Source organism: Vibrio rubrogenes, assembly GCF_059641415.1.
The window spans coordinates 317,229-341,387 of record NZ_JCARSY010000001.1 but is presented as its reverse complement, the minus strand read 5'-3'; the positions used below and the strand labels follow the sequence as shown (position 1 = coordinate 341,387).

Sequence of the window (24,159 nt, the reverse complement as noted above, 5' to 3'; positions counted from 1 at the left end):
TTCCAATTATTGTGCTTGAACGCGAAGTTCTGCAGCACTGCGGCTTTGATGCCCGAGCAGTGTTTGCAGATCAGCCGCTTGTGGTTTAACGAGATAGAACTTCGGAATCCACGCATCGAAATTAGCTAAGATCGATTCAGCGTGAACGGAGCCGGTTTGCTCCAGATGTTCTGCAATTAAACCACGTAAATGTTCCTGATGAATGTAGAGCTCTTGCAGCGAAATCGTCTCTACGGATTCATTATTCACACGGCCTTGGAAGTCATCGTTCTCATCGAGTACATAGGCAAATCCACCGGTCATCCCGGCACCGAAGTTAACTCCGGTTGCTCCCAGTATTGCCACAACACCACCGGTCATGTATTCACAGGCGTTGTCACCAGCCCCTTCGATCACCGCAATCGTGCCGGAGTTACGCACCCCGAAACGTTCACCCGCTTTACCGGCAGCGAACAGTTTTCCGCCCGTTGCACCGTATAAACAGGTATTACCGATGATGGTGGCTTCATTACATTTGAAAGCCGTTCCCAAATGTGGCTTGATGACAATTTTGCCGCCTGCCATACCTTTACCGACATAGTCGTTTGCATCACCGGTCAGATGAAGCTCCAAACCGCCTGCATTCCAGACACCGAATGACTGCCCGGCAGTTCCTTCGAGGTAGATACGGATGGGCGATGCGGCCAGTCCTTGGTTGCCGTAGCGTTTGGCAATTTCTCCGGACAACCGTGCCCCGACAGAGCGATCGGTGTTGATGATGTCGTAGTACAGATTCAAAGATTGCTGATTCTCGATTGCACTGAGTGCATCTTCAACAATTTTCTGGTTGAGAGCCGCTTTATCGAATGGCTTATTGGGTTCCGTACAGAAGAGTGGGTGACCCGCCGGGGAGACCGGTGCTTCCAGAATGCCTGACAGATCCAGTTTGGTCTGTTTGGCCGTCATGCCTGCAACCACTTCCAGCAAGTCGGTACGTCCGATCAGATCGGTTAATTTCTCAACGCCTAATTCAGCCAGATAGCCGCGGACTTCATTGGCCAATCCGGTGAAGTAGTTGATGACCATCTCCGGTAACCCTTTGAAATAATCCCGGCGCAGGGTTTCATCTTGAGTTGCAACACCCGTAGCACAGTTATTCAGGTGACAGATTCTCAGGAATTTACATCCCATGGCAATCATTGGTGCTGTGCCGAATCCAAAGCTTTCTGCCCCCAGAATCGCCCCTTTAATCACATCCAACCCAGTTTTCAGACCGCCATCGACCTGAAGACGGATTTTATGCCGCAGACCATTGGCGACGAGTGCTTGTTGGGTTTCTGCCAGACCCAGCTCCCACGGACTACCGGCATATTTGACCGAAGTAATCGGGCTTGCTGCCGTCCCGCCGTCATAACCGGAGATGGTAATTAAATCGGCATAGGCTTTGGCAACGCCCGTTGCGATGGTGCCTACCCCCGGTTCGGAAACTAGTTTGACCGAAACCAGTGCATTGGGGTTGACTTGCTTCAGATCGAAGATCAGTTGTGCTAAATCTTCAATCGAGTAAATGTCGTGGTGCGGTGGCGGCGAAATCAGGGTCACCCCTTGGACGGAATGACGCAGTCGGGCAATTTCGGCCGTGACTTTATGGCCGGGCAACTGACCGCCTTCACCGGGTTTCGCACCTTGCGCGACTTTGATCTGCAATACATCGGCATTGGTCAGATAATGAGGAGTCACCCCAAAACGACCGGATGCGACCTGCTTGATACGTGAGTTACGTTCAGTGCCGAAACGGCGCGGATCTTCACCGCCTTCTCCGGAGTTGGAATAGCCGCCTAAACGGTTCATCGCCGTTGCCAGCGCTTCGTGTGCTTCCGGACTGAGAGCGCCGATTGACATCGCCGCTGAATCGAACCGCTTAAACAGGCCGGTCACCGGTTCAATTTTCTCCAGTGGCAGTGGCGTATCTGATTTCTTCAGTGTCATCAAGTCACGCAACATCGCCACAGGGCGTTGATTGACTTGGGCGGCAAATTGTTGGTAGTCCTGCGTATCACCGGAGCGAACCGCAGCTTGCAGATGATTGACTACGTCCGGGTTATACGCGTGGTATTCACCGCCGTGGACAAATTTCAGCAATCCGCCATGGTCAATGGATTTGCGTTTCGCCCATGCTTTGCGTGACAGGTTAAACAGATCCTGTTGGAAGTCCTCGAAGTTAGCGCCCTGAATCCGGGTCGCTACGCCGCGGAAGCAGAGATCAACCAGCTCCCGGTGGAGTCCGACCGCTTCGAAAAGCTGGGAACAGCGATAAGAAGCAACGGTTGAGATCCCCATTTTCGACATGATTTTGTACAGGCCTTTATCGATCCCGTAACGGTAGTTTTGCATGACTTCCCGGTAACTTTTGTCGAGCACCCCTTCATCCAGCATTTTGCTGAGCGCTTCGTAAGCGAGGTAGGGGTAAATCGCTGTCGCACCAAAGCCAAGCAGAACCGCAAACTGGTGTGGATCCCGGGCGGTTGCCGTTTCGACAATAATGTTGGCATCACAACGCAATTGCGTATTAACCAGACGAGTCTGAACAGCTCCGACAACCATTGCGGCAGGGATCGGTAGTTTCTGTTTGGTGATAGCGCGATCCGATAAAATGATCAGAACCGTGCCGTCACGTACTGCCTGTTCGGCAGCGTCACACAGGTCGAGAATCGCTTGTTTGAGATCTTTTTCCTGTGGATCATAATTGATGTCTAATATGGTGTTTTTATAGTGTTTGTCATCCAGACTTAAGATCTGCTGCATGTCGGAATAAAGCAGCACCGGTGAATCGAAGGTCACACGGTGAGCATGGCCATCCGTTTCGCAGAAGACATTCATCTCCTGACCGATACTGGTTGCCAGCGACATCACATGTTTTTCACGTAATGGATCGATCGGTGGGTTGGTGACCTGCGCAAATTTTTGCCGGAAGTAGTCACTGATCAGACGCTCTTTAGAAGAAAGAACGGCCATTGGGGTGTCGTCACCCATTGAGCCGACGGCTTCCTGTCCCATGTCGCCTAACACCCGCAGTACCTGATCCATCTCTTCATTGGTCATGACAAACTGTTTCTGATAGATCTTCAGTTGGGAGTTATCGAAATCACGTTGACCAATTTGATCGTCGCCCAGTTCTGTAAATGGCTTGAGGCGATAGACGTTATGTTTCATCCACTCTTGATACGGATGGCGACTCTTCAGCTCGTTATCGATTTCTGATGATTGCCACAGTTTGCCGGTCTTGGTATCAATGACCAATAATTCACCGGGGCCAACCCGGCCTTTGGTCGCGACTTCATCCGGTGCGTAATCCCAGATGCCGACTTCTGATGCCAGCGTGATGAGTTTATCTTTGGTAATGACATAACGGGCAGGTCGCAGTCCATTGCGATCGAGATTACAGGCTGCATGACGTCCGTCAGACAGAACAATCCCGGCCGGGCCATCCCATGGTTCCATATGTTTGGAGTTAAAATCGTAGAAGGCGCGTAGCTCCGGATCCATATCCGGATGGTTTTGCCATGCCGGCGGCACCAGCATCCGCATCGCCCTGAACAGATCCATCCCGCCTGCGAGGAACAGATCCAGCATGTTGTCGAGACTGGATGAGTCAGAGCCGGTTTCGTTGACAAACGGAGCGGCTGACTGGAGGTCCGGCAATAAAGGCGAAGCGAACTTATATGCCCGGGCCCTTGCCCACTGGCGGTTTCCTTCAATGGTGTTGATTTCACCGTTATGGGCCAGATAACGGAAAGGCTGAGCCAGCGGCCAGCGTGGCTGCGTATTGGTCGAGAAGCGTTGGTGGAATAAACAAATTGCAGACTCCATGCGCAGATCGGCTAAATCCAGATAGAAGCGGGGTAAGTCTGCGGGCATACACAGCCCTTTATAGACGATGACCTGAGTCGACAGTGAGCAGATGTAGAAATCCGTATCATCGGTAATTTTTTTCTCAATACGACGTCGGGCGATATACAGGCGTCGTTCAATATCCTGCTGTCCCCATCCGGCAGGCGCAGAAATAAAGACTTGCTGAATATCTGGTAATGACTGGGCTGCGATAGGCCCGAGTACATCCGGGTTGGTTGGCACGTGACGCCATCCGCTTACCGAGAGTGTTTCTTGGGCAAGCTCTTGATTGATAATGTCACAGGCTGATTGGGCTTTGACCGGATCGCGGCTCAGGAAAATCATCCCGACGGCATATTGTTTACTCAGCTTCCAGTTTTGCTCTTGTGCAATGTGTCTGAGATAAGAATCTGGCTTTTGCAGAAGTAAACCACAGCCATCCCCCGTTTTTCCGTCGGCTGCGATACCGCCACGGTGTGTCATACGGTCCAGTGCTGAAATTGCGGTACGAACCAGTTTGTGACTTGCCTGACCTTCCATGTGCGCGATCAGGCCAAACCCACAGTTGTCTCTCTCAAGACTTGGATCATATAGAGCCATTGCAAGTCTCCCTTTGCGTTCTGTCTTCGACAGTGAATGACTAACTATTCTATGTTATTGTTATTTTTTTGAATCTTTATGCATTAAATCGGGTTAAAAATACATTCAATTAGGCGCCCGAATTAATGCGGACTTTAAACGCTATCCTTTATGGAACCAAAGATCAAGTGATTCATAAAAAATAGCGGCAATAAATGGGTCAGGTGAATAAGTAACGATTATGAGGCGATTGATATGTCTAAGATTTAAGAGGGAAATGTGTCTGATAGGCGGGAGGAAGGCGATGCTGATTGAGGTGACCTCTCTGTCAGAGTGGGGGAGACAGAGAGGCCGATATAGACGATTTAGGCCGAACGCATCAGAGAGTCGGCTCTGGCTTCGAGGTTACTCTCTCCCATCAGGTAAGCATCAATGGCACGGGCACATTCCCGCCCTTCATTGATACAGCGCACGACCAGTGATTGCCCGGTGCGCATGTCGCCGGCTGCGAACACGCCAGCCTGATTGGTTTGGTAATCGGTTGTCGCGACATTGCCACGTTCGTCGAGCTGAATATCCAACTGAGCCAACACCCCATGTGGTTCCGGGTGAAGAAAGCCCATTGCCAGAAATGCCATATCGCACGGCATGACCCGTTCACTGCCAGCCACTTCCTCATAAGTCGGACGTTCTCCGGCTTTGGCCGGTTGCCAGACAATGTCAGCAACCTTCAGACCGGTGACTTGGCCTTGCTCATTGCCGATAAATGCTTTGGTCAGGATATTCCAGTGACGTTGGCACCCTTCTTCATGAGAGGTCGAGGTACGAAGAATCATCGGATATTGTGGCCACGGCATATTGGCAGGGCGTTTCTCTGGTGGCATTGGCATGATCTCAACCTGAGTAATGCTTGCTGCTCCGTGACGGTTTGACGTGCCCACGCAGTCGGAGCCTGTATCACCGCCACCGATCACAACCACATGTTTCCCTTTGGCGTGAATTGCTTCGCCTTTCAGATCCATGTTGTTGGCGCGACGGTTATTCTGAGCGAGAAACTGCATGGCAAAGTAAACCCCATCCAACTCCCGGCCCGGAATCGGCAGATCGCGAGGGACGGTCGAGCCGCCGGTCAGAAGCACCACATCGTATTCCTGACGCAGTTGCTGCGCATTGATGTTGACACCGATATGGGCATCGACAACAAATTTGATCCCGGCCTGACGCATCAGTTCAATCTTGCGATCAATGACATCCATCCCCAGTTTAAAGTCCGGTATGCCAAAGCGCAGCAATCCACCGACTTTTTCATCCCGCTCATATACAGTGACCGTATGACCTGCGCTATTGAGTTGTTCGGCAGCAGACAACCCTGACGGGCCCGAACCGATAATGGCGATGGTTTTTCCGGTGCGGCTACGCGGAGTTTTGGGTTGGGCGTACCCTTCGCGATAAGCGGTTTCGACAATCGTTTTCTCAATATTACAGATGGTAATCGGATCCTGATTGATTCCCAGTACACAGGCACTTTCACAGGGGGCAGGGCAGACGCGACCGGTAAATTCCGGGAAGTTATTGGTCGAGCTGAGGATCTGCCATGCTTCTTGCCAACTGTTACGGTACACCGCATCGTTAAATTCAGGAATGATATTGCCGATCGGGCAGCCGCTGTGACAGAAAGGCACACCACAATCCATACAACGGGAAGCCTGCGTATTAATTTTGTCACCGAATTCGTCATTGAGCACAAACTCTTTGTTGTGCTGAATTCTGACTTCCGGTGCCACTTTGGCGGGCAGTTCCCGGCCATGTTCTAAAAATCCAGTTGGTTTTCCCATTACACGGCCTCCGCTTCCGTTGTTGGTACTTGTTGGGCAGCCTGTCGTTTTTGCAAGACGGCTTTGTAATCTCTCGGCATGACTTTTACCAGCGATTGCAGATTCTGCTCAAAGTTGTCCATAAATCTCTGTGCCACTTCACTGCCAGTGAAACGGATATGGTTATTGAGCATGGTCTCCAGCAAGTCGATGTCCTTGCTATCCAGTGGATCAAGGTCAACCAGTTCCGGATTGAGTTTGTTATGGAAATCACCATCCGTATCCCAGACATAAGCGACACCGCCACTCATACCGGCTGCGAAATTGCGACCGGTTGAACCCAGAATGACCGCAACACCACCGGTCATGTATTCACAACCGTGATCGCCAATACCTTCCACCACGACGCGGGCGCCGGAGTTTCTGACGCAGAAACGCTCACCGGCTTTCCCCCGGATGTAAGACTCACCGGATGTCGCGCCATAGAAACAGACATTACCGACAACAATATTCTCTTCGGCAACCAGAGAGGCATTGTGATTCGGATAAAGAATCAGTGTGCCGCCGGATAACCCTTTGCCCCAGTAGTCATTCGCATCCCCTTCGACTTCAAACTGCACCCCTTTATTCAGGAAGGCGCCGAAAGACTGGCCGGCTGACCCGGTAAATTTGACGTGCATCGGCTGAGGTAAGCCCTGATCGCGGTACACTTTCGAAATTTCATTCGAGAGCATGGTACCGGTACTCCGGTCGGTATTGCAGATCGGAAACTCAGCCTGAACGGCTTTTCCGTCTTGTAATGCCGGTTGAGCCAACTCAATGAGCTGGCGGTCGAGAATATTTTCCAGCGCATGGTTCTGAGTGGTCTGGCAGAAAATGCCATCACCGCTTCTGGGTGACTCCATATGTAATAGCGGACTTAAGTCAAGGTTGCGATATTTCCAGTGTTCGATGTTGCTTCTGACTTTCAGTTTGTTGGCTTGACCGACCATTTCATCAATGGTTCTGAATCCGAGTTCAGCCATGATTTCGCGGAGTCCTTGTGCCATATAGCGGAAGAATGTCACTACATCTTCAACGCGACCGTCAAACCGTTCTCGTAGGGTTTTATTCTGCGTTGCAATGCCGACCGGACAAGTATTTTTGTGACACTTGCGCATCATAATACAGCCTTCAACCACCAGTGCTGCGGTGGCAACGCCCCATTCTTCTGCGCCGAGCAAGGTGGCAATCGCCAGATCCCGTGGGGTTTTCATCTGTCCGTCAGCCTGAACGACGATACGGTTGCGCAGCCCGTTTTTCAGTAAGGTCTGGTGCGTTTCCGCCAGACCCAGTTCCCATGGCAGGCCGGTATGGCGAATTGATGAAATCGGAGATGCCCCCGTGCCACCGTCATAACCGGCGATCAACACCACATCGGCTTTGGCTTTGGCAACCCCGGAAGCGATTGTGCCGACACCGGCTTCAGAAACCAGTTTGACGTTGACACGACCGGCACGGTTGGCATTTTTCAGATCAAAAATTAGCTGGGCCAAATCTTCGATAGAATAAATGTCATGGTGCGGTGGTGGTGAAATCAGACCGACCCCCGGTGTGGAGTGGCGGGTGGCCCCGATCCAATCATCAACTTTATCTCCGGGGAGCTGTCCGCCTTCACCGGGCTTCGCCCCTTGAGCCATTTTGATCTGTAGTTCATCCGCATTAGTCAGATAATAGGCGGTAACCCCGAAACGGCCTGAAGCCACCTGTTTGATGGCGGAGCGTTCCCAGTCACCATTGTCTTTCTTGTCAAAGCGGATCGGATCTTCACCCCCTTCACCGGAGTTCGATTTTGCACCGAGGCGGTTCATCGCAACTGCTAAAGTGGCGTGTGCTTCATAAGAGATTGAACCGAATGACATAGCACCGGTGGCAAAGCGTTTGACGATACTTTCGACCGGCTCAACGTCATCCAGTGCAATCTGCCCGGCCGGATTTTTTACCATTTCAAGCTGACTACGGAGTGTGACGGCTTTGTCACCCTGACGATCAACCGCTTCGGCATACGCTTTGAACTGCGCGTAGTCTTGATTGCGGGTTGAGTGTTGTAACAGGTGAATGGTTTCCGGATTGAACAAGTGTTGTTCACCCCGTTGTTTCCACTGGTAAACCCCACCGACATCCAAGACTTGCAGCGGAATTTCGCGTAACGGATAGCCGAGGCGATGACGGATCAGGACTTCTTTGGCGATATCGTCCAGCGTGAGTCCCTGAATCCGGGTAACCGTCCCGGTAAAGTATTTATCGACAACAGCTTTGCTAATCCCCAGCGCTTCAAAAATTTGTGCACCGTGATAAGACTGAAGGGTTGAAATCCCCATCTTCGAGAAAATCTTCAGCAGGCCGCCATTGATCCCTTTGCGATAGTTGTCGAAGAGCGTATGGATATCCGCTTCCGAATCCAGTTTGTTCTTCTGTTGCAGATCGACAATGGTTTCCGTCACCAGATACGGGTTGACGGCATTGGCACCATAACCGAGTAACGTCGCAAAGTGGTGGGTTTCCCGTGCATCGCCCGTTTCGATAACGATACCGCATTTGGCCCGTAGTCCTTTACGGATCAGGTGATGGTGGACTGCACCGACAGCCAGCATCCCCGGAATAGCGGCATGGTTTGAGTTTACTGCGCGGTCGGTCAGCAAGATAATCGAATACCCGTCGATCACCGCATCTTCTGCATACTGGCAAATACGTTTTAGTGCGCGTTCGAGTTTGCCCGGTTCACCACTGGCCTGAAACACAATATCCAGCGTTTTCGCTTGCAGGTGCTCATTATCAATTGCTCTGAGTTTTTCCAGTTCAGCATTGGAAATCATCGGTGATTCGAGTTCGACTTTACGGCAGTGTGCCGGTGACTCACTCAGCAAGTTTTGATCTTTGCCCAGATAGGTGTTCAGTGACATTACCATCCGTTCCCGGATCGGATCGATCGGCGGGTTGGTGACCTGAGCAAACAACTGTTTGAAATAGTGAGATAAATGCTGGGACTGGTGAGACAGCACGGCCAGCGGCCAGTCCGCGCCCATCGAGCCTAAGGGTTCGTAGCCGGTTTGAGCCAGTGTCAGAATAATCTGATTAACTTCTTCACTGGTGATCCCAAATGCCTGCTGGCGGTGGAGTAATCGTTCCGGTTTCGGTTGACTGTGTCCGGTTTCTGCTTCAGGAAGCCCTTTGAGGCTGAGCAGGTTATCCTCAACCCACTGCTCGTAAGGCTGTGCATTGGCAATACTCTCTTTGATCTCTTCGTCGGAAATGATCCGGCCTTCTTCGAGATCAGCAACAAAAATTTTGCCGGGCTGGAGGCGACCCCGATATTGAATATTGTCTGCTGCGATATCGACCACGCCTGATTCTGAGGCCATGATCAGGAAATCATCTTTCGTGACGGTATAGCGGGAAGGACGCAGGCCATTGCGATCCAAAGTGGCACCGACCATCACACCATCACTGAAACAGACCGATGCCGGACCGTCCCATGGTTCCATCACATTAGCATGATACTGGTAGAACGCACGGCGCTTGGCGTCCATTTTTTTATTTTCCTGCCATGCTTCCGGAATCATCATCATTAGCGCATGAGGCAAACTACGCCCCGAGAGAACCAGTAGTTCTAACACCATATCGAAGTTGGATGAATCGGAGCTGTCTTCCTGACAAATCGGTAACAGCATATCGATTTCAGCTTGGGTAAAGCGCTCAGATTCGAGAATTGCTTCTCTGGCTTTCATCCAGTTGAGGTTGCCGCGAACCGTATTGATTTCACCGTTATGGGCAATATAACGAAAAGGCTGAGCCAGACGCCATTTCGGGAAGGTATTGGTTGAAAAGCGAGAATGGACCAACGCCAGCGCAGTCACCATCGTCGGATTTTGCAGATCAAGGAAATACTGCGGGACTTGCTCGGTGGTTAACTGTCCTTTGTAGATCAGCGTCTTATATGACATCGAGTTGATGTAAAAGTCATCACCGATATTGGAGATACTTTCCAGACAGACACGAACCGTATAGTTACGCAGCACATAGAGTTTGCGTTCCAGTTCTTCAGGGGTGACACCGGGGCCACCACTGATAAAGACGTGCTCGAATTGTGGCTCGGTACTGAGTGGATCAGCACCTAACATATGGTTATCGGTCGGGAGAACCCGGTAGCCGAGAATTTCCAAATCCAGACGCTTGGCATTTCTTTGCAGAATGTCACGGCACTGTTCGCGTTTGTACTCATCCTTCGGAAATAGCACCACACCCACCCCGTATTGGTCGAATGAGGGCAAACGAATCCCGAGTTTAACGGTTTCTTCGAGCAGAAACTCATGCGGTTTTTGTAGGAGAATGCCTGCACCGTCGCCGCTACATGGGTCACATCCCTGACCGCCGCGGTGTTCCATTCGGGCCAGCATGTCCAGTGCCTGAGTGACAACCTGATGGGATTTACGGTTTTTTAAATGGGCGACAAAGCCGATACCGCAGGCGTCATGCTCCAGTTCGGGCGTGTATAGCCCTGATGAATTTAACATTGATACATCCTTCCAGTTCAATAAAGACGCACACTGACCGGGGAATACTTCTCCCGGGTGATGGTGTGTCTGGTCCTTTTTTTATCTTTATTGTGTCTCAAAGCCGACAGGTGGTGCCGACCTGAATCCGTTCCGTCTCCCACCGGAAATAGGGTGGGAAAAACAATCCTTGGTGATATACAGGTCATTCTTTATATGCAACTAGTGCTTTATTTTGGTAGGTTTGCTTATCACCGAAGTTTCATCCGTTCCATCGTCTCCAAATATGACAAATACGAACAAAACTGAAACTATCCTACATTTTTGTGACATAAAATCCAATAGCAAAGCAATGGAATTTTTATGCAAGTTAATCGATTGCAAATGGGACAAATATTAACCTTTATTTAACATTAAATGGGTGTTTATTTATTGATGTGGGTTAGGGCGTCCCTGAATTGATTATTCTAAAATGAGTGAAATTATCAGGATGTTGTAATTTTATTTCGTAGCAGCTTGTTGTTTCTTCTGTGGAATGACGTGGTTAGGGACCGGTGCACGAATGAGTTTGGCGACATTTGTCATTGATACAATTAAATATTTATTTCGGGGCCGGGTTTGAAACAGTTACATGAGCTGGTGAATACATTAGGGCAAGATCTGAAACGTCGTTATGGTGAACGGGTCCATAAGTTAACGTTACATGGCGGATTCAGTTGCCCGAACCGGGATGGCTCGATTGGCCGGGGTGGATGCACGTTTTGCAATGTAGCTTCATTTGCTGATGAACAGACCCAGCATCAAAGTATTAGTGAACAACTGGCCGCCAGAGCGGGAGAGGTCTCACGTGCCAGAAAGTATCTTGCTTATTTTCAAGCATATACCAGTACCTATGCTGAGGTTGAGCGGCTCAGACATATGTATGAAGAAGCGCTTTGCACAGCAGATGTGGTTGGGTTGTGTGTCGGTACTCGTCCGGATTGTGTTGCACCCGGGGTACTGGAGCTGCTGGCCGATTATCAACAACAAGGTTATGAAATATGGCTGGAACTGGGATTGCAGACCGCGCATCAGCGCACCTTGAAACGGATTAATCGGGGTCATGATTTTTCCTGCTATGATCAGGTCACCAGACAAGCCCGGGCGCTGGGGCTGAAAGTTTGCACCCATCTGATTGTCGGGCTTCCCGGTGAATCGCAGCAGGATAATTTTGAGACGCTTGAGCAGGTTCTGAATACGGGCACTGACGGTCTGAAGCTACATGGGTTACATATTGTCGAAGGGAGTGTAATGGCTAAGTCTTGGCGTGCCGGCAGACTTCAGGCACCGGAATTATCTCACTATGTTGAAACGGCCAGTGACATGATTCGCAGAACACCGGCCGATGTAATTTATCATCGGGTCTCCGCATCAGCCCGCAGGCCGACCTTACTCGCACCGTTATGGTGTGAAAATCGCTGGCTTGCGATGATGGAAATTGAACGCGTCCTCAACCAAAAAGGAGGACAAGGTTCTTTGATCGGTGAAGAATTTGTTTTTCCTCATGATCAAAGCATCAAGTGACGGAAAACCAGTGCAGCGGGGAACCGATGGGCTATTTTTGAGGCACTTTGTATTTTTTCAGTGACACAGTTAGATATCTTACTCAAACATATAGAGTATTTATGAAATAACTTGTTATTCTTATAAGAAGAATTGTTAACAGAAGGTAATAGCGATGTCGCAGTTGATATGGGAGCATTATACTCAGCTGGAAATTGCGCTTGGTATGGGGAGTATCATTACTGTACTCGCCGGAATTGCCTTATGGATGTTATACCGCCGAAAAGTTCGCCATTTGCATGATATATTTGTCCATGTGCCATGTGCGTTGTTAATGGTGTCGCGGAAAAATCATCAAATTTTGTTTGCCAACGAACTGGCACAACATGCCCTACAGTTGCAAACACATGGGCGTCTTGTGCAGTTCTCTCCTTGGGTGAGTGCCTCTCAACGTCAGCATTTCTCCGAACTCATCGATAAAAGCTATCAAGAGCATTCCCGCCAGTTCATCGACTGGCCGGTGGGGGAAGAGCATTCAGTACAGATTGAATTTCAGGTCAAGGATACGGTGTTTCAAGGACAAACAGCCTGGATGGTGCAAATGCTGATTCATCATGAACGTATGGAATTCACTGACGAACAGCACACGATTCAAGGTGATGATTTGATGCAACAACTCTGGGATGCCTCTCCGGATGCGATTGCGGTCATTCAGGATGATGGTTACTGTCGTTCTTGTAATTTGTCGTTTGCACATTTGTTGGGTCAGGAGGAGATGACACACGTGACTGGTCAGCGGCTCACTTGGCCGACACAAGAGGCGCCCTTTTTTCAACAGCTGTTCACGTTGACCGAACAAGACCTTGCTGCCAAACAACCCATTCGCTACATTGATCAGTTAGCCAGAGAACCCCGGCAATGGTTTGATGTGATCAAATCTGTTTATCGTTCACCTGCGACCAGTCAAGTGCTGGCACTGTTGATTATCCGCGATATTACCGCGTGGTATTCCGGTGAACCTTCAGCGCAGCTGATCAATGCTCACCACATTCACTCTTTTGATCAACTGACAGGAATTGTCAGCCGGCAGCGTTTCGATGAAACGTTGGATACGCTATGGCACATTCATATCCGGGAAAAGCAGCCATTGGCTGTCATCTTGTGTGATGTCGACTGTTTTGAGAGTTACAACCAACACTATGGTGATGAGCAAGGGGACGAGACGCTCTGCTCGGTTGCGTTGGCTTTGCAACGAGTGATGAGCCGCTCTTCAGATTGTATTGCCCGCTATGACGGTGATCGGTTTGCCTTTATTTTGCCCAATACCCATATTGACGGTGCTTGTTGGGTCGCTGAAAAAATTCATTCCGAATTTAAACAAATTCAGTTGCCCCATCCGGTGTCGGATGTCTCGAATCACGTCACGGTGAGTATGGGGATCGTTTCTCTGATACCGAAAACCGATGAGTCGTCAGAACAGTTTGTCGCCTACGCGGAGCAGGCACTGCATCAGGCCAAAATGCAGGGACGTAACCGCACATGTGTCTATTATGAATCTTTGGGCAGGCGATGATGAATTGCCTGCACACCGTTTGGACGGCCTTGGTCCGAACTTGTTATTCCTGCCGAATTTAGCGCGATATCGTTGTCTGGAGCGTTTTTAATGAAACCGATGAAAAATCTGGCTCAGTATTATGTGGACCTATTGGTTAAGCTGGGGATTCTCCGTTTTTCAATTCTTTTAGCCCTTGCGCTGGTGGCGTTGGCGGTGGTTGTTCAGGTCGGGATTACCCTCGCACTGCATGGCTATGTCGATAATATCGATATTATCCGTTCGGTTTTTTTCGGATTAATTATTACCCCCTGGGCGGTCTATTTTCTTTCTGTCGTGGTGGATCAACTGGAAGAATCGAGACAGCGGTTATCCAAACTGGTCGCAAAATTGAAAGATATGCGCTCTCGCGATCAAGAGCTGAATTACCAGTTACAGCAGAATATTGTCAAACTGAATCAGGAAATTGAAGAGCGGATCAAAGCCGAAGAAGCGCGCGAAGAAGCTATGGCTGATCTGGAAAATGAGGTTTATCAGCGGGAAAAGACCCAGTTGGAATTAGCCGAGCGAACTGCACTACTGCGTTCATTTATCGATGCTTCTCCTGATTTGATTTATTACCGTAATGCCGATGGTGTTTTCTCCGGTTGTAACCGGGCGATGGAAGAGCTGACCGGGAAAAAAGAGCGAGAGTTGGTCGGGCTGACACCGTGGGATGTTTATAGTGAGGAAATTGCGCAGCCAATTGTAGAAACGGATCAGCAGCTGTTCTCGCAAAATTGCGCGATTACCTATGAACAGTGGCTGGAATATCCCGATGGGCGCAAAAACTATTTTGAAATCAGGAAAGTGCCGTTTTACAGCAAAGAGGGACGCCATTTAGGGTTGGTTGGGTTCGGTCGGGATATCACTGAGCGTAAGCGCCATGAAGAGTCACTCGAAAAAGCCAGCCGCGATAAAACCACATTTATTGCCACTATCAGCCATGAGCTGAGAACCCCGTTGAATGGGATTGTGGGGCTGAGTCGTATGTTATTGGATACAACCATGACTCAGGAACAGCGGAAATATCTGCAAACCATTCATGTCAGCGCGGTGACATTAGGCAATATTTTCAACGATATTATTGATATGGATAAATTTGATCAGCGCAAACTCGAGCTTTTCCCGCAACCGCTGAATTTGGGTGAGTTTGTCACGGAAATTGAGAGTCTGGCTGCATTAATGGCAGAACAGAAAGGATTGCGTTTTGATCTGGAAAGACTGACCGAACTGTCATACGTGGTGATGGTCGATGGCACCCGGTTACGACAGGTACTTTGGAACCTGATCAGTAATGCGATGAAGTTTACCCGGGAAGGTGGCATCGTGATGACCGTCAGTTCCGAGATCGAGGACGATAATGCACATATCGTCATGGATATTGAAGATACGGGGATTGGGATTGCCGAAGCAGAATTAGATAAGATTTTTGCCATGTATTATCAGGTGAAATCGGGCAAGGATAATCTTCATGCCGTCGGAACCGGTATTGGTCTGGCTGTATCACGGCAACTGATGAACCTTATGGATGGTGACATTACCGTGAGTAGTGAAGAAGGGTTTGGCAGTACATTTACTATTTCACTGAACGTGCCTTTAGCTGATGAGGCACTACTGATGCCGAGCTCTCCTGTAACGCAGAAAAAACTCAACATCTTTATGGTTGAAGATATTGAATTGAATGTGACGGTTGCTAAATCGCTGCTGGAAAGTTTAGGCCATTCCATTACGGTGGCAATGTGTGGTGAAGAAGCGAAAAAACTTTTTGTGCCAGATCGTTATGACTTGGTCTTGCTCGATATTCAGTTGCCGGATATGACCGGTTTTGATGTGGCTCAGTTCTACCGGGAACAATATGGGCAGGACTATCAGCTACCACCACTGGTCGCTTTAACGGCCAATGTGCTCAAAGATAAGCGGGAATATCTGGCGAAAGGGATGGATGATGCCATCAGTAAGCCGCTTTCAGTGATTGCCGTTCAGAACGTCATTCATCATTATTTTGGTGCGGTACATGAAGCTGAGCATGACACCGAGTCGCGCAACGACAATGTGGTCGATATGCCTCGTCTTCATACAGAAAGCGATAAGAAACAGGATCAGTATAGCCGAATTCTGGATCTGGATATGTTGAATTCTTATGTTGATATTGTCGGCAAGCAGCCGGTTCTGGACAGTATTACTATGTTTGAATCAATGATGCCGGATTATCTGGATATTTTGGATTCAAATATGGTTGCCAAAGATCAAAATGGGATTGTTTCTGAAGCGCATAAAATCAAAGGTGCGGCGGGTTCCATCGGTTTGGCCCGGATTCAGGCGGTGGCTCAAAAGGCACAATCACCGCAAGCACCGGCTTGGTGGGAAAATATTACCGATTGGGTTGAAGAGATAAAGACTGAATATTCGCAAGATATCCAACTGCTTCGGCAATGGCTCAGCGAAAAATGACGGATAAAAAAGCCTCCGCATGAGGAGGCTGATTTGAACAGTATGAACGCGAAGCGGTTATTCTTCGATATCACCACAGAAGCGATAACCTTCACCGTGGATGGTCGCGATAATCTCAGGCGTACCCGGAATTGATTCAAAATGTTTCCGAATTCTGCGAATCGTGACATCAACCGTACGATCATGAGGTTTGAGCTCACGCCCCGTCATTTTTTTCAGCAGATCGGCACGCGTCTGAATTTTGCCGGGATTTTCACAGAAATGCAGCAGTGCTCTGAACTCAGAGCGAGGCAGCTTATAGCTTTCACCATCGGGATTGATCAGCGAACGACTATTGATATCCAATTCCCAACCATTGAAAACATAACGCTCGACTGAACGTTTCTCTTCATGTGTAGTATTTGAACTCATGGATCGGCTCAAGAGGTTGCGGGCACGAATCGTGAGTTCTCTCGGGTTAAATGGCTTGGTGATGTAGTCGTCGGCACCGATTTCTAGGCCAAGAATTTTATCGACTTCATTATCACGACCGGTCAGGAACATCAGCGCAACGTCGGCTTGTTCTCTTAGCTCTCGTGCGAGGAGTAGTCCATTTTTGCCCGGTAAATTGATGTCCATAATCACCAGATTTACGGATTTATCTGAGAGAATATGGTTCATCTCTTCGCCATTACTAGCTTCGTATACAGCGTATCCCTCTGCTTCGAAAATACTCTTAAGAGTGTTACGAGTGACTTGCTCGTCTTCTACGATAAGAATCTGCGGGGTTTGCATCGGCGGTACCTAATTTATGAAAAATTTGTACTAAATATAGAACTTATTATTGGTAATATATAACACACCAGTAATGATATGTTGATAAAAAATCAAAGTATTCACATAGAATACAACATACTCATTGCCCGCCATCCGTGGATGCGTACTGCAAGGTGCTCCGTAACCTTGTCTGTTTTTACCGTTTGTTGCGGTGGATTTTATATTGTTAACAGCATGGTAACAACGATAGATTGTTAATACCCAACAGTTTGTTGATTTATGTCAATAGACGTGAGTGCCTGAAACATCTGCATATTTATAGGGATGATATGATGGGAAAGCATCAGATTGATGATCGACTGTGGCAAGCTTATGCATCGACACATTTTCTTTTTTCTCAGCCGTTTTCGGAGCCGGCGTTTTCTATCATCACGGCATGGAACCCGCGAAGCTATCGACTGTCTTATCAAGAGAACAGCACGAATAATGAGCAATTATGTCATCAGCTCAACCGCTATCCGTGGGCCCCTGTTTTAGCCGGTGATGCGGCTTTTGAGTGGGTAGAAGAAAGTTTTGCAGTTGCAATTTGTCTTGAATTAGCTTTGAATTTAGGCCGAAAGTTTGAACAGAATGCTATATTTTATGTCCAGAACGAGACGGTTTTCTTGCATTCCTGTATTGATTCCCGATGTGATAAATTAGGAGTATTGTCCGAAAGAACTTATGTGTCCGGATGACTGAATATTGACCTCGTTAGAACGGTTGAGATTGACCTGTAGACCAGTACGACGAGGAGGGTAGTGATCCGTCTGTAGCCAAATTTAGAATGAGATATCATGGAGGAATGATGAGAGATATAACACCAGATCTTTGCGACAAGTACGAGTCTCAGGTGACTTTGCTTGACCTACCTTTACAAAACTTTGGGCAAAGAGATGCCTTTTGGGGAGAAATTGTCACGATTCGTTGCTACCACGATAACTCGAAAGTGAGAGACATGCTGCAACAAAACGGTAAGGGAAAAGTGTTAGTCGTTGATGGACACGGCTCATGTAAGAAAGCACTCATGGGAGATATGATGGCGTTCGAAGCCGTAAAAAACGGTTGGGAAGGGATCATCATCTATGGCGCAGTCCGAGATGTCGTGGCATTGTCAGAGCTGGACTTAGGCGTGAAAGCTTTAGGGGCCTGCCCGTTTAAAACGGAGAAAAAGGATGCGGGTCTGGTCAATGTGACACTCTCTATCATGAATCAGATGATTCAACCCGGAGACTATATTTATGCTGACTGGAATGGGATTCTGATTTCAGAGCAACCATTAGAAGTTAACTAATTCACTTATAGTTTCAGTTGGAAACATTCAGGGAAAGTTATAAAGAATCTTATTTTGAGCGTATTTTATCTCGAACAGCAAAAAAATATAATTTTTGATTGACTCTTCCCCTAATAATAAGGTACACGTAAGAAAACGTTATCTTATTGAGTCGAAGTTTACATGACATTCAGCCAACCTGTAGTAATGATTAGTACCACCACCATTATTATTACCGACACCACCAATGTTGGGGCAGGCTGCTGAGCGAAAAAACTTCAAAAAAAGGCCTGTATCCCCACAAGATACAGGCCTTTTTTTATACTATTTAATCACACTGGAGGAAGGGATGCGTGTATTAAAGTTTGGTGGGTCATCTTTGGCGGATGCCGACCGTTTTCTTAGAGCTGCACAAATTATCGCCAACAATGCCCAACAAGAAGATATTTCTGTGGTGCTTTCAGCACCGGGAAAAACGACCAACAAGTTAGTTGCAGTGATTGAATCTGCCCTGACCATCGGAGAAGCCGGGTTACAGATTAATGAGCTGGAATCCTCTTTTCACAGTTTGTATCAGGACATTCTGTCTGAATTACCCAACCTCAAGAGCGAAGCATTTGACGAGACGGTCCGTCAGTCGATGTCCCAACTGAGAAGTTATGTCCACGGGATCGGACTGTTAGGCGCATGCCCGGATCATGTCAATGCGCGGATTATCAGCAAAGGTGAACGCATCTCGATCCAATTGATGAAGGCGGTTCTTGAAGCCAAAGGCCATGATGTCAGTCTGATTGATCCGGTGAAATATTTGCGAGCCAACGGCAGCTATCTGGAAGCTATGGTGGATGTGGATGCCTCTACAGAAAACTTTAAACGCTCACCACTGCCTCAAAATCATGTGTATATCATGCCCGGTTTTACTGCGGGTAATCCGAAAGGTGAGCTGGTTTGTTTAGGGCGTAATGGTTCGGATTATTCTGCGGCTGTTTTAGCCGCGTGTTTACGGGCTGAATGCTGTGAGATCTGGACTGATGTTGACGGTGTTTACAACTGTGATCCGCGTTTAGTGAATGACGCCCGACTACTCAAGTCGCTGAGTTATCAAGAAGCGATGGAACTCTCTTATTTCGGTGCTTCCGTGTTACATCCCAAAACCATTGCCCCGATTGCCCGTTTCCATATTCCCTGTCTGATTAAAAATAGTTTCAACCCGCAAGGTGTCGGTACGCTCATCGGCCAAGATACCGGTGAAGACAAGCTGCCAATCAAAGGCATTACCACGCTGAACGATCTAACCATGGTCAACGTCTCTGGTCCCGGAATGAAAGGAATGGTCGGGATGGCTAGCCGAGTCTTTGGTTCGATGTCTTCTGCCGGGGTTTCGATTGTATTGATTACCCAATCTTCATCTGAATACTCAATCAGTTTTTGTATCGAATCTCAGGATAAAGAGAAGGCTAAACGAGCGTTGTCTGAAGCGTTTGAGTTAGAATTGAAAGATGGTTTGCTGGAACCGGTTGATTTCATGGATGATCTGGCAATTGTGACACTGGTTGGTGATGGGATGAGAACCGCGCGTGGTATTGCATCGCAATTTTTCTCATCTCTGGCCGAGGTTCACGTCAATATTGTCGCGATTGCTCAGGGATCATCTGAACGTGCGATTTCAGCAGTGATTCCGGAAGATAAGATTTCTGAAGCGATCAAAGCGTGTCATGAGAATTTGTTCAATTCAAAACACTATCTGGATGTCTTTGTTGTTGGGGTCGGTGGCGTCGGCGGTGAGCTGATTGATCAAATCAATCGTCAACAAGAGAAGTTAGCATCGAAAGATATTGTCATCCGGGTATGCGGCCTTGCCAACAGTAAAGGTTGCTTGTTGGATGCCGAAGGACTCCCACTTGACAACTGGCGTCAGCGTTTACAGGAAGGTGCTTCTGAGTCATTCAGTTTGGCTCGGCTGATCGCTTTGGTGCAGCGGAATCATATTATTAATCCGGTCTTGGTTGACTGTACTTCCAGTGAAGTGATTGCCAATCAATATGTTGATTTCCTCAGTGCTGGTTTCCATGTGGTTACACCGAATAAGCGGGCGAACACTGCGAGCATGGCGTACTATCAGCAATTGCGTCAAGTGTCGAGAAACTCTCGTCGGAAACTGATGTATGAGACAACCGTCGGTGCCGGTCTGCCAGTGATTGAAAATCTCCAGAATCTGATTGCTGCCGGAGATGAACTGGAGCGTTTCAACGGGATTCTATCGGGATCGCTCTCATTTATTTTCGGTAAACTGGATGAAGGATTGACGTTAAGTCAGGCGACTCAGGTTGCGAAAGATAAAGGGTTTACCGAGCCCGATCCTCGGGATGACCTGTCAGGAATGGATGTTGCCCGGAAACTATTGATTCTGGCACGTGAAGCCGGAATGAAGCTTGAACTGAGTGATATCGAAATTGATCAAGCATTGCCACCGGGTTTTGATGCTTCAGGCAGTATCGATGAGTTTATGGCGCGTTTACCTCAAGCGGATGATTATTTTGCATCACTTTATACAAAAGCGGCCGGAGAAGGTAAAGTTTTACGCTATGTCGGCGAAATTGCGGATGGTTGCTGTCGCGTGCGTATTGCACAGGTGAGTGAAGATAATCCGATGTTTAAAATCAAAGATGGCGAGAATGCATTGGCATTTTATAGCCGTTATTATCAACCGATTCCTCTGGTGCTGAGAGGATATGGTGCAGGTACAGAAGTCACGGCCGCAGGTGTCTTTGCGGATGTGATGCGGACACTCGGTTGGAAATTAGGGGTTTAATTTTATGAGCACACAACAAGAAAGTGTGGTGATCTATGCACCGGCTTCCATCGGCAATGTCAGTGTCGGATTTGATGTTCTGGGCGCGGCGGTTTCTCCGGTGGACGGTACATTGCTCGGCGACCGTGTTGAAGTGAAAAGCAGTGAATCTCCTTTTTCTCTCAAAGCGGTCGGGCGCTTTGTCGATAAACTGCCGACCAACCCGCAAGAAAACATTGTCTATGATTGCTGGGTTGTTTTTGGCCGGGAACTGAAAAAGAAAGCAGTTGATTTAAAGCCGCTTGAAATGACGCTTGAAAAGAACATGCCCATCGGTTCAGGACTCGGGTCGAGTGCCTGTTCGATCGTGGCAGCTTTGGATGCACTGAATCAGTTTCATGGTAACCCTTTGAATGAGACGGAACTGCTTGCACTGATGGGTGAGATGGAAGGGCAGATCTCCGGTGGCGTTCATTATGATAATGTTGCACCGTGCTATCTTGGCGGTGTACAACTGATGATCGAAGAGTTGGGGATTATCAGTCAAGAGATCCCTTGTTTTGATGATTGGTTCTGGGTGATGGCTTATCCGGGAATCAAAGTCTCGACCGCTGAAGCGCGCGCGATTTTACCGGCCCAATACCGACGTCAGGACATCATTGCACATGGTCGCTATCTGTCCGGATTTATCCATGCTTGTCACTCGAATCAACCGGAGTTGGCGGCAAAAATGATTAAAGATGTGATTGCCGAACCGTATCGTGAGAAACTTTTACCCGGTTTTGCTGCGGCTCGTCAGTATGCGTCCTCAGCCGGTGCTTTAGCCACGGGGATTTCCGGAAGTGGCCCGACGTTGTTTAGTGTTTGCCGGGAGCGTGATGTCGCAGAACGTGTCGCACAATGGCTCGAACAGAATTATGTACAGAACGAAAATGGATTCGTCCACATTTGTCGCCTGAATAAGCAAGGCTCCAAACAGACAGGAAGTAAGCTATGAAGCTTTATAATATTAAAGAGAACGATGAACAGGTTTCTTTTGGTCAGGCCGTCCGTCAGGGGCTTGGCCGTAATCAAGGGTTATTTTTTCCATCAGAACTCCCGCGTTTTGAGGATATTGATGGGTTATTAGCTGAAGATTTTGTCTCCCGCAGTGCAAAAATTCTATCTGCGTTGATTGGCGATGAGCTGTCTCCTGAAACGGTAAAAGCGTTAGTCGGGAATGCGTTTCAGTTTCCGGCACCGATTCAGAAGGTGAAAGATCAAGTTTATGCACTGGAACTGTTCCACGGTCCGACATTAGCGTTTAAAGACTTTGGTGGTCGTTTTATGGCTCAGTCTTTGGCGGCCGTATCGGATGGTGGCAAAATCACCATTCTGACAGCAACCTCCGGTGATACCGGTGCAGCCGTGGCACATGCTTTTTATGGCATGGAGAATATTCAGGTGGTGATCTTATATCCGAAAGGCAAGATCAGTCCGTTGCAGGAAAAGCTATTCTGCACACTGGGTAAAAACATTCATACGGTTGCCATTGACAGTGATTTCGATGCATGTCAGGCGTTAGTCAAAAAAGCTTTTGATGATCAGGCGCTACGGGATGAAATTGGACTCAACTCTGCCAATTCAATTAATATCAGCCGTCTGATGGCACAGATCTGTTACTACTTTGAAGCGGCAGCTCAAATGACCAAAACTGAACGCGACAATCTGGTTGTTTCCGTGCCAAGTGGTAATTTTGGTAATTTAACGGCTGGAATGCTAGCCAAAGCATTGGGCTTGCCGATTCAGCGTTTTATCGCTGCAACGAATGTCAATGATACCGTGCCACGCTATCTGGAAACCGGTAAATGGGAACCTAAAGCTACAATTGCCACGACGTCTAATGCAATGGATGTGAGTCAGCCAAACAACTGGCCACGAATCGAAGAGTTGTGCCGTATTCAGGGGTGGGGCTTAGAAACACTCGGCAAAGGTGCGGTTACAGATGAGCAAAGTGCGGCATCCGTGCGTGAGCTTTATGATTTGGGTTATTTGTGTGAGCCGCATGGTGCGATTGCTTATCGAACCTTAGTTCAACAACTCCAACCGGGAGAGACAGGATTATTCCTATGTACCGCTCATCCTGCGAAATTTAAAGAAGTTGTCGATGAGATTCTGGAGACAGATATCCCGCTGCCGGGACCATTGGCAAAACATGCCCAAATGGCATTACTTTCTGAAGAACTTGATGATGATTTTGAAGCTCTGAAAGCGATTTTACGTCGCGTTCAGTCATAAACGTCGAAAAACGGCACCGAAAGGTGCCGTTTTTGATGGTCTGTCGAAGAACTCAAGCGTGTCGTTGTTTATCTCGCATAGAGCATCATGAATTATAGCGTTTCAGTAAAAGTACGTGCAATCACATCACGTTGCTGTTCTGGTGTCAGTGAGTTGAAACGTACAGCATAACCTGAGACACGAATGGTCAGTTGTGGATACTTTTCTGGGTGTGCAACGGCGTCTTCTAGTGTCTCACGTTTCAGGACATTAACGTTGAGGTGCTGACCGCCTTCAATACGCGGTGCTTTCTCAATAGCGAGCTCACGAGATTCATACTCACCCAGATCGCTGGCAGGAATCACTTGATCGAATTGATACCCGGCAGTTGCTGCCATGCAGCGTGCTTCATTTTTCTCTTGGTCAAGTAACCAGATAGAGTTGATCAGGTTGTCATTCGCGGCTTTTGTAATTTGGATACCTTGAAGCATTGCTTTCTCCTCATCCACTGATTGTGGCGCTGATTGGTGTTAACTTTCAAAATAAGTTGAGCTAAGTATTATATAGCAGATAACCTTTTTTATTGTATTGATATAGGTCAAAATATAACAACTAAATTATCTTCAGATTAATCGTTTTTGTTGATTTTTATCAATAAGTGA

At 48.2% G+C, this 24,159-nt stretch carries 13 protein-coding genes and 1 other annotated feature; of the genes, 8 read left to right on the top strand and 5 right to left on the bottom strand.

The window, feature by feature from the left end; genetic code table 11:
• Window positions 1-6 precede the first annotated feature (6 nt).
• From gltB (AC55NX_RS01605) to gltB (AC55NX_RS01595), 3 genes are all read right to left on the bottom strand, one after another.
• Window positions 7-4,470, bottom strand: a complete 4,464-nt coding sequence (gltB, locus tag AC55NX_RS01605; protein WP_496994154.1) for a glutamate synthase large subunit — start codon at window positions 4,468-4,470, stop codon at window positions 7-9.
• A gap of 344 nt (window positions 4,471-4,814) precedes the next feature.
• Complete coding sequence (locus AC55NX_RS01600; RefSeq protein WP_496994153.1) at window positions 4,815-6,284, bottom strand: glutamate synthase subunit beta; 1,470 nt, start codon at window positions 6,282-6,284, stop codon at window positions 4,815-4,817.
• Window positions 6,284-10,816, bottom strand: a complete 4,533-nt coding sequence (gltB, locus tag AC55NX_RS01595) for a glutamate synthase large subunit (RefSeq protein WP_496994152.1) — start codon at window positions 10,814-10,816, stop codon at window positions 6,284-6,286. Before gltB (AC55NX_RS01595) ends, AC55NX_RS01600 begins: the two co-directional genes overlap by 1 nt.
• 597 nt (window positions 10,817-11,413) lie before the next feature.
• On the opposite strand from gltB (AC55NX_RS01595), the gene mnmL reads away from it, so the two are divergent.
• The 3 genes from mnmL (at window position 11,414) to arcB (ending at window position 16,382) form a co-directional block, all read left to right on the top strand.
• Window positions 11,414-12,358, top strand: coding sequence for a tRNA modification radical SAM protein MnmL/YtqA (gene mnmL / locus AC55NX_RS01590; RefSeq protein WP_496994151.1), 945 nt, complete (start codon window positions 11,414-11,416; stop codon window positions 12,356-12,358).
• 154 nt (window positions 12,359-12,512) lie between these two features.
• A complete protein-coding gene (locus tag AC55NX_RS01585; protein WP_496994150.1) occupies window positions 12,513-13,910 on the top strand; it encodes a GGDEF domain-containing protein in 1,398 nt (465 codons plus the stop codon).
• A 90-nt stretch (window positions 13,911-14,000) separates the two neighbouring features.
• Window positions 14,001-16,382 carry an aerobic respiration two-component sensor histidine kinase ArcB gene (arcB, locus tag AC55NX_RS01580; protein WP_496994149.1) on the top strand — a complete coding sequence of 794 codons (2,382 nt, stop codon included), beginning with the start codon at window positions 14,001-14,003 and terminating at the stop codon, window positions 16,380-16,382.
• Window positions 16,383-16,439: 57 nt separating this feature from the next.
• Here arcB and arcA read toward each other — a convergent pair whose 3' ends face one another.
• Window positions 16,440-17,156 (bottom strand): two-component system response regulator ArcA, encoded by a 717-nt coding sequence (gene arcA, locus AC55NX_RS01575; RefSeq protein WP_059121492.1) that lies wholly within the window; start codon window positions 17,154-17,156, stop codon window positions 16,440-16,442.
• A gap of 311 nt (window positions 17,157-17,467) precedes the next feature.
• On the opposite strand from arcA, the gene AC55NX_RS01570 reads away from it, so the two are divergent.
• The 5 genes from AC55NX_RS01570 (at window position 17,468) to thrC (ending at window position 23,518) form a co-directional block, all read left to right on the top strand.
• On the top strand, window positions 17,468-17,875 hold the full coding sequence (locus tag AC55NX_RS01570; protein ID WP_496994148.1) for a DUF3293 domain-containing protein: 408 nt from the start codon (window positions 17,468-17,470) through the stop codon (window positions 17,873-17,875).
• A gap of 110 nt (window positions 17,876-17,985) precedes the next feature.
• Entirely contained in the window at window positions 17,986-18,471 is a 486-nt protein-coding gene (locus tag AC55NX_RS01565) for a putative 4-hydroxy-4-methyl-2-oxoglutarate aldolase (protein ID WP_496994147.1), read from the top strand.
• A 184-nt stretch (window positions 18,472-18,655) separates the two neighbouring features.
• Window positions 18,656-18,772, top strand: a sequence feature (Thr leader region).
• Window positions 18,773-18,799: 27 nt separating this feature from the next.
• The gene (gene thrA / locus AC55NX_RS01560; RefSeq protein WP_496994146.1) at window positions 18,800-21,262 is read left to right on the top strand and encodes a bifunctional aspartate kinase/homoserine dehydrogenase I; all 2,463 of its coding nucleotides are present in this window, start codon (window positions 18,800-18,802) and stop codon (window positions 21,260-21,262) included.
• Window positions 21,263-21,266: 4 nt separating this feature from the next.
• The gene (thrB, locus tag AC55NX_RS01555; protein WP_496994145.1) at window positions 21,267-22,238 is read left to right on the top strand and encodes a homoserine kinase; all 972 of its coding nucleotides are present in this window, start codon (window positions 21,267-21,269) and stop codon (window positions 22,236-22,238) included.
• Entirely contained in the window at window positions 22,235-23,518 is a 1,284-nt protein-coding gene (gene thrC, locus AC55NX_RS01550) for a threonine synthase (protein ID WP_496994144.1), read from the top strand. Before thrB ends, thrC begins: the two co-directional genes overlap by 4 nt.
• A 92-nt stretch (window positions 23,519-23,610) precedes the next feature.
• Here thrC and grcA read toward each other — a convergent pair whose 3' ends face one another.
• Window positions 23,611-23,988 carry an autonomous glycyl radical cofactor GrcA gene (gene grcA / locus AC55NX_RS01545; protein ID WP_311844507.1) on the bottom strand — a complete coding sequence of 126 codons (378 nt, stop codon included), beginning with the start codon at window positions 23,986-23,988 and terminating at the stop codon, window positions 23,611-23,613.
• Window positions 23,989-24,159: the final 171 nt, after the last annotated feature.

What these genes read in the sequence shown, in the direction of transcription:
- gltB (WP_496994154.1), bottom strand. Translation starts at nt 4,470, where the DNA reads ATGGCTCTATATGATCCAAGTCTTGAGAGAGACAACTGTGGGTTTGGC.
- AC55NX_RS01600 (WP_496994153.1), bottom strand. Translation starts at nt 6,284, where the DNA reads ATGGGAAAACCAACTGGATTTTTAGAACATGGCCGGGAACTGCCCGCC.
- gltB (WP_496994152.1), bottom strand. Translation starts at nt 10,816, where the DNA reads ATGTTAAATTCATCAGGGCTATACACGCCCGAACTGGAGCATGACGCC.
- AC55NX_RS01585 (WP_496994150.1), top strand. Translation starts at nt 12,513, where the DNA reads ATGTCGCAGTTGATATGGGAGCATTATACTCAGCTGGAAATTGCGCTT.
- arcB (WP_496994149.1), top strand. Translation starts at nt 14,001, where the DNA reads ATGAAACCGATGAAAAATCTGGCTCAGTATTATGTGGACCTATTGGTT.
- arcA (WP_059121492.1), bottom strand. Translation starts at nt 17,156, where the DNA reads ATGCAAACCCCGCAGATTCTTATCGTAGAAGACGAGCAAGTCACTCGT.
- AC55NX_RS01570 (WP_496994148.1), top strand. Translation starts at nt 17,468, where the DNA reads ATGATGGGAAAGCATCAGATTGATGATCGACTGTGGCAAGCTTATGCA.
- AC55NX_RS01565 (WP_496994147.1), top strand. Translation starts at nt 17,986, where the DNA reads ATGAGAGATATAACACCAGATCTTTGCGACAAGTACGAGTCTCAGGTG.
- thrA (WP_496994146.1), top strand. Translation starts at nt 18,800, where the DNA reads ATGCGTGTATTAAAGTTTGGTGGGTCATCTTTGGCGGATGCCGACCGT.
- thrB (WP_496994145.1), top strand. Translation starts at nt 21,267, where the DNA reads ATGAGCACACAACAAGAAAGTGTGGTGATCTATGCACCGGCTTCCATC.
- thrC (WP_496994144.1), top strand. Translation starts at nt 22,235, where the DNA reads ATGAAGCTTTATAATATTAAAGAGAACGATGAACAGGTTTCTTTTGGT.
- grcA (WP_311844507.1), bottom strand. Translation starts at nt 23,988, where the DNA reads ATGCTTCAAGGTATCCAAATTACAAAAGCCGCGAATGACAACCTGATC.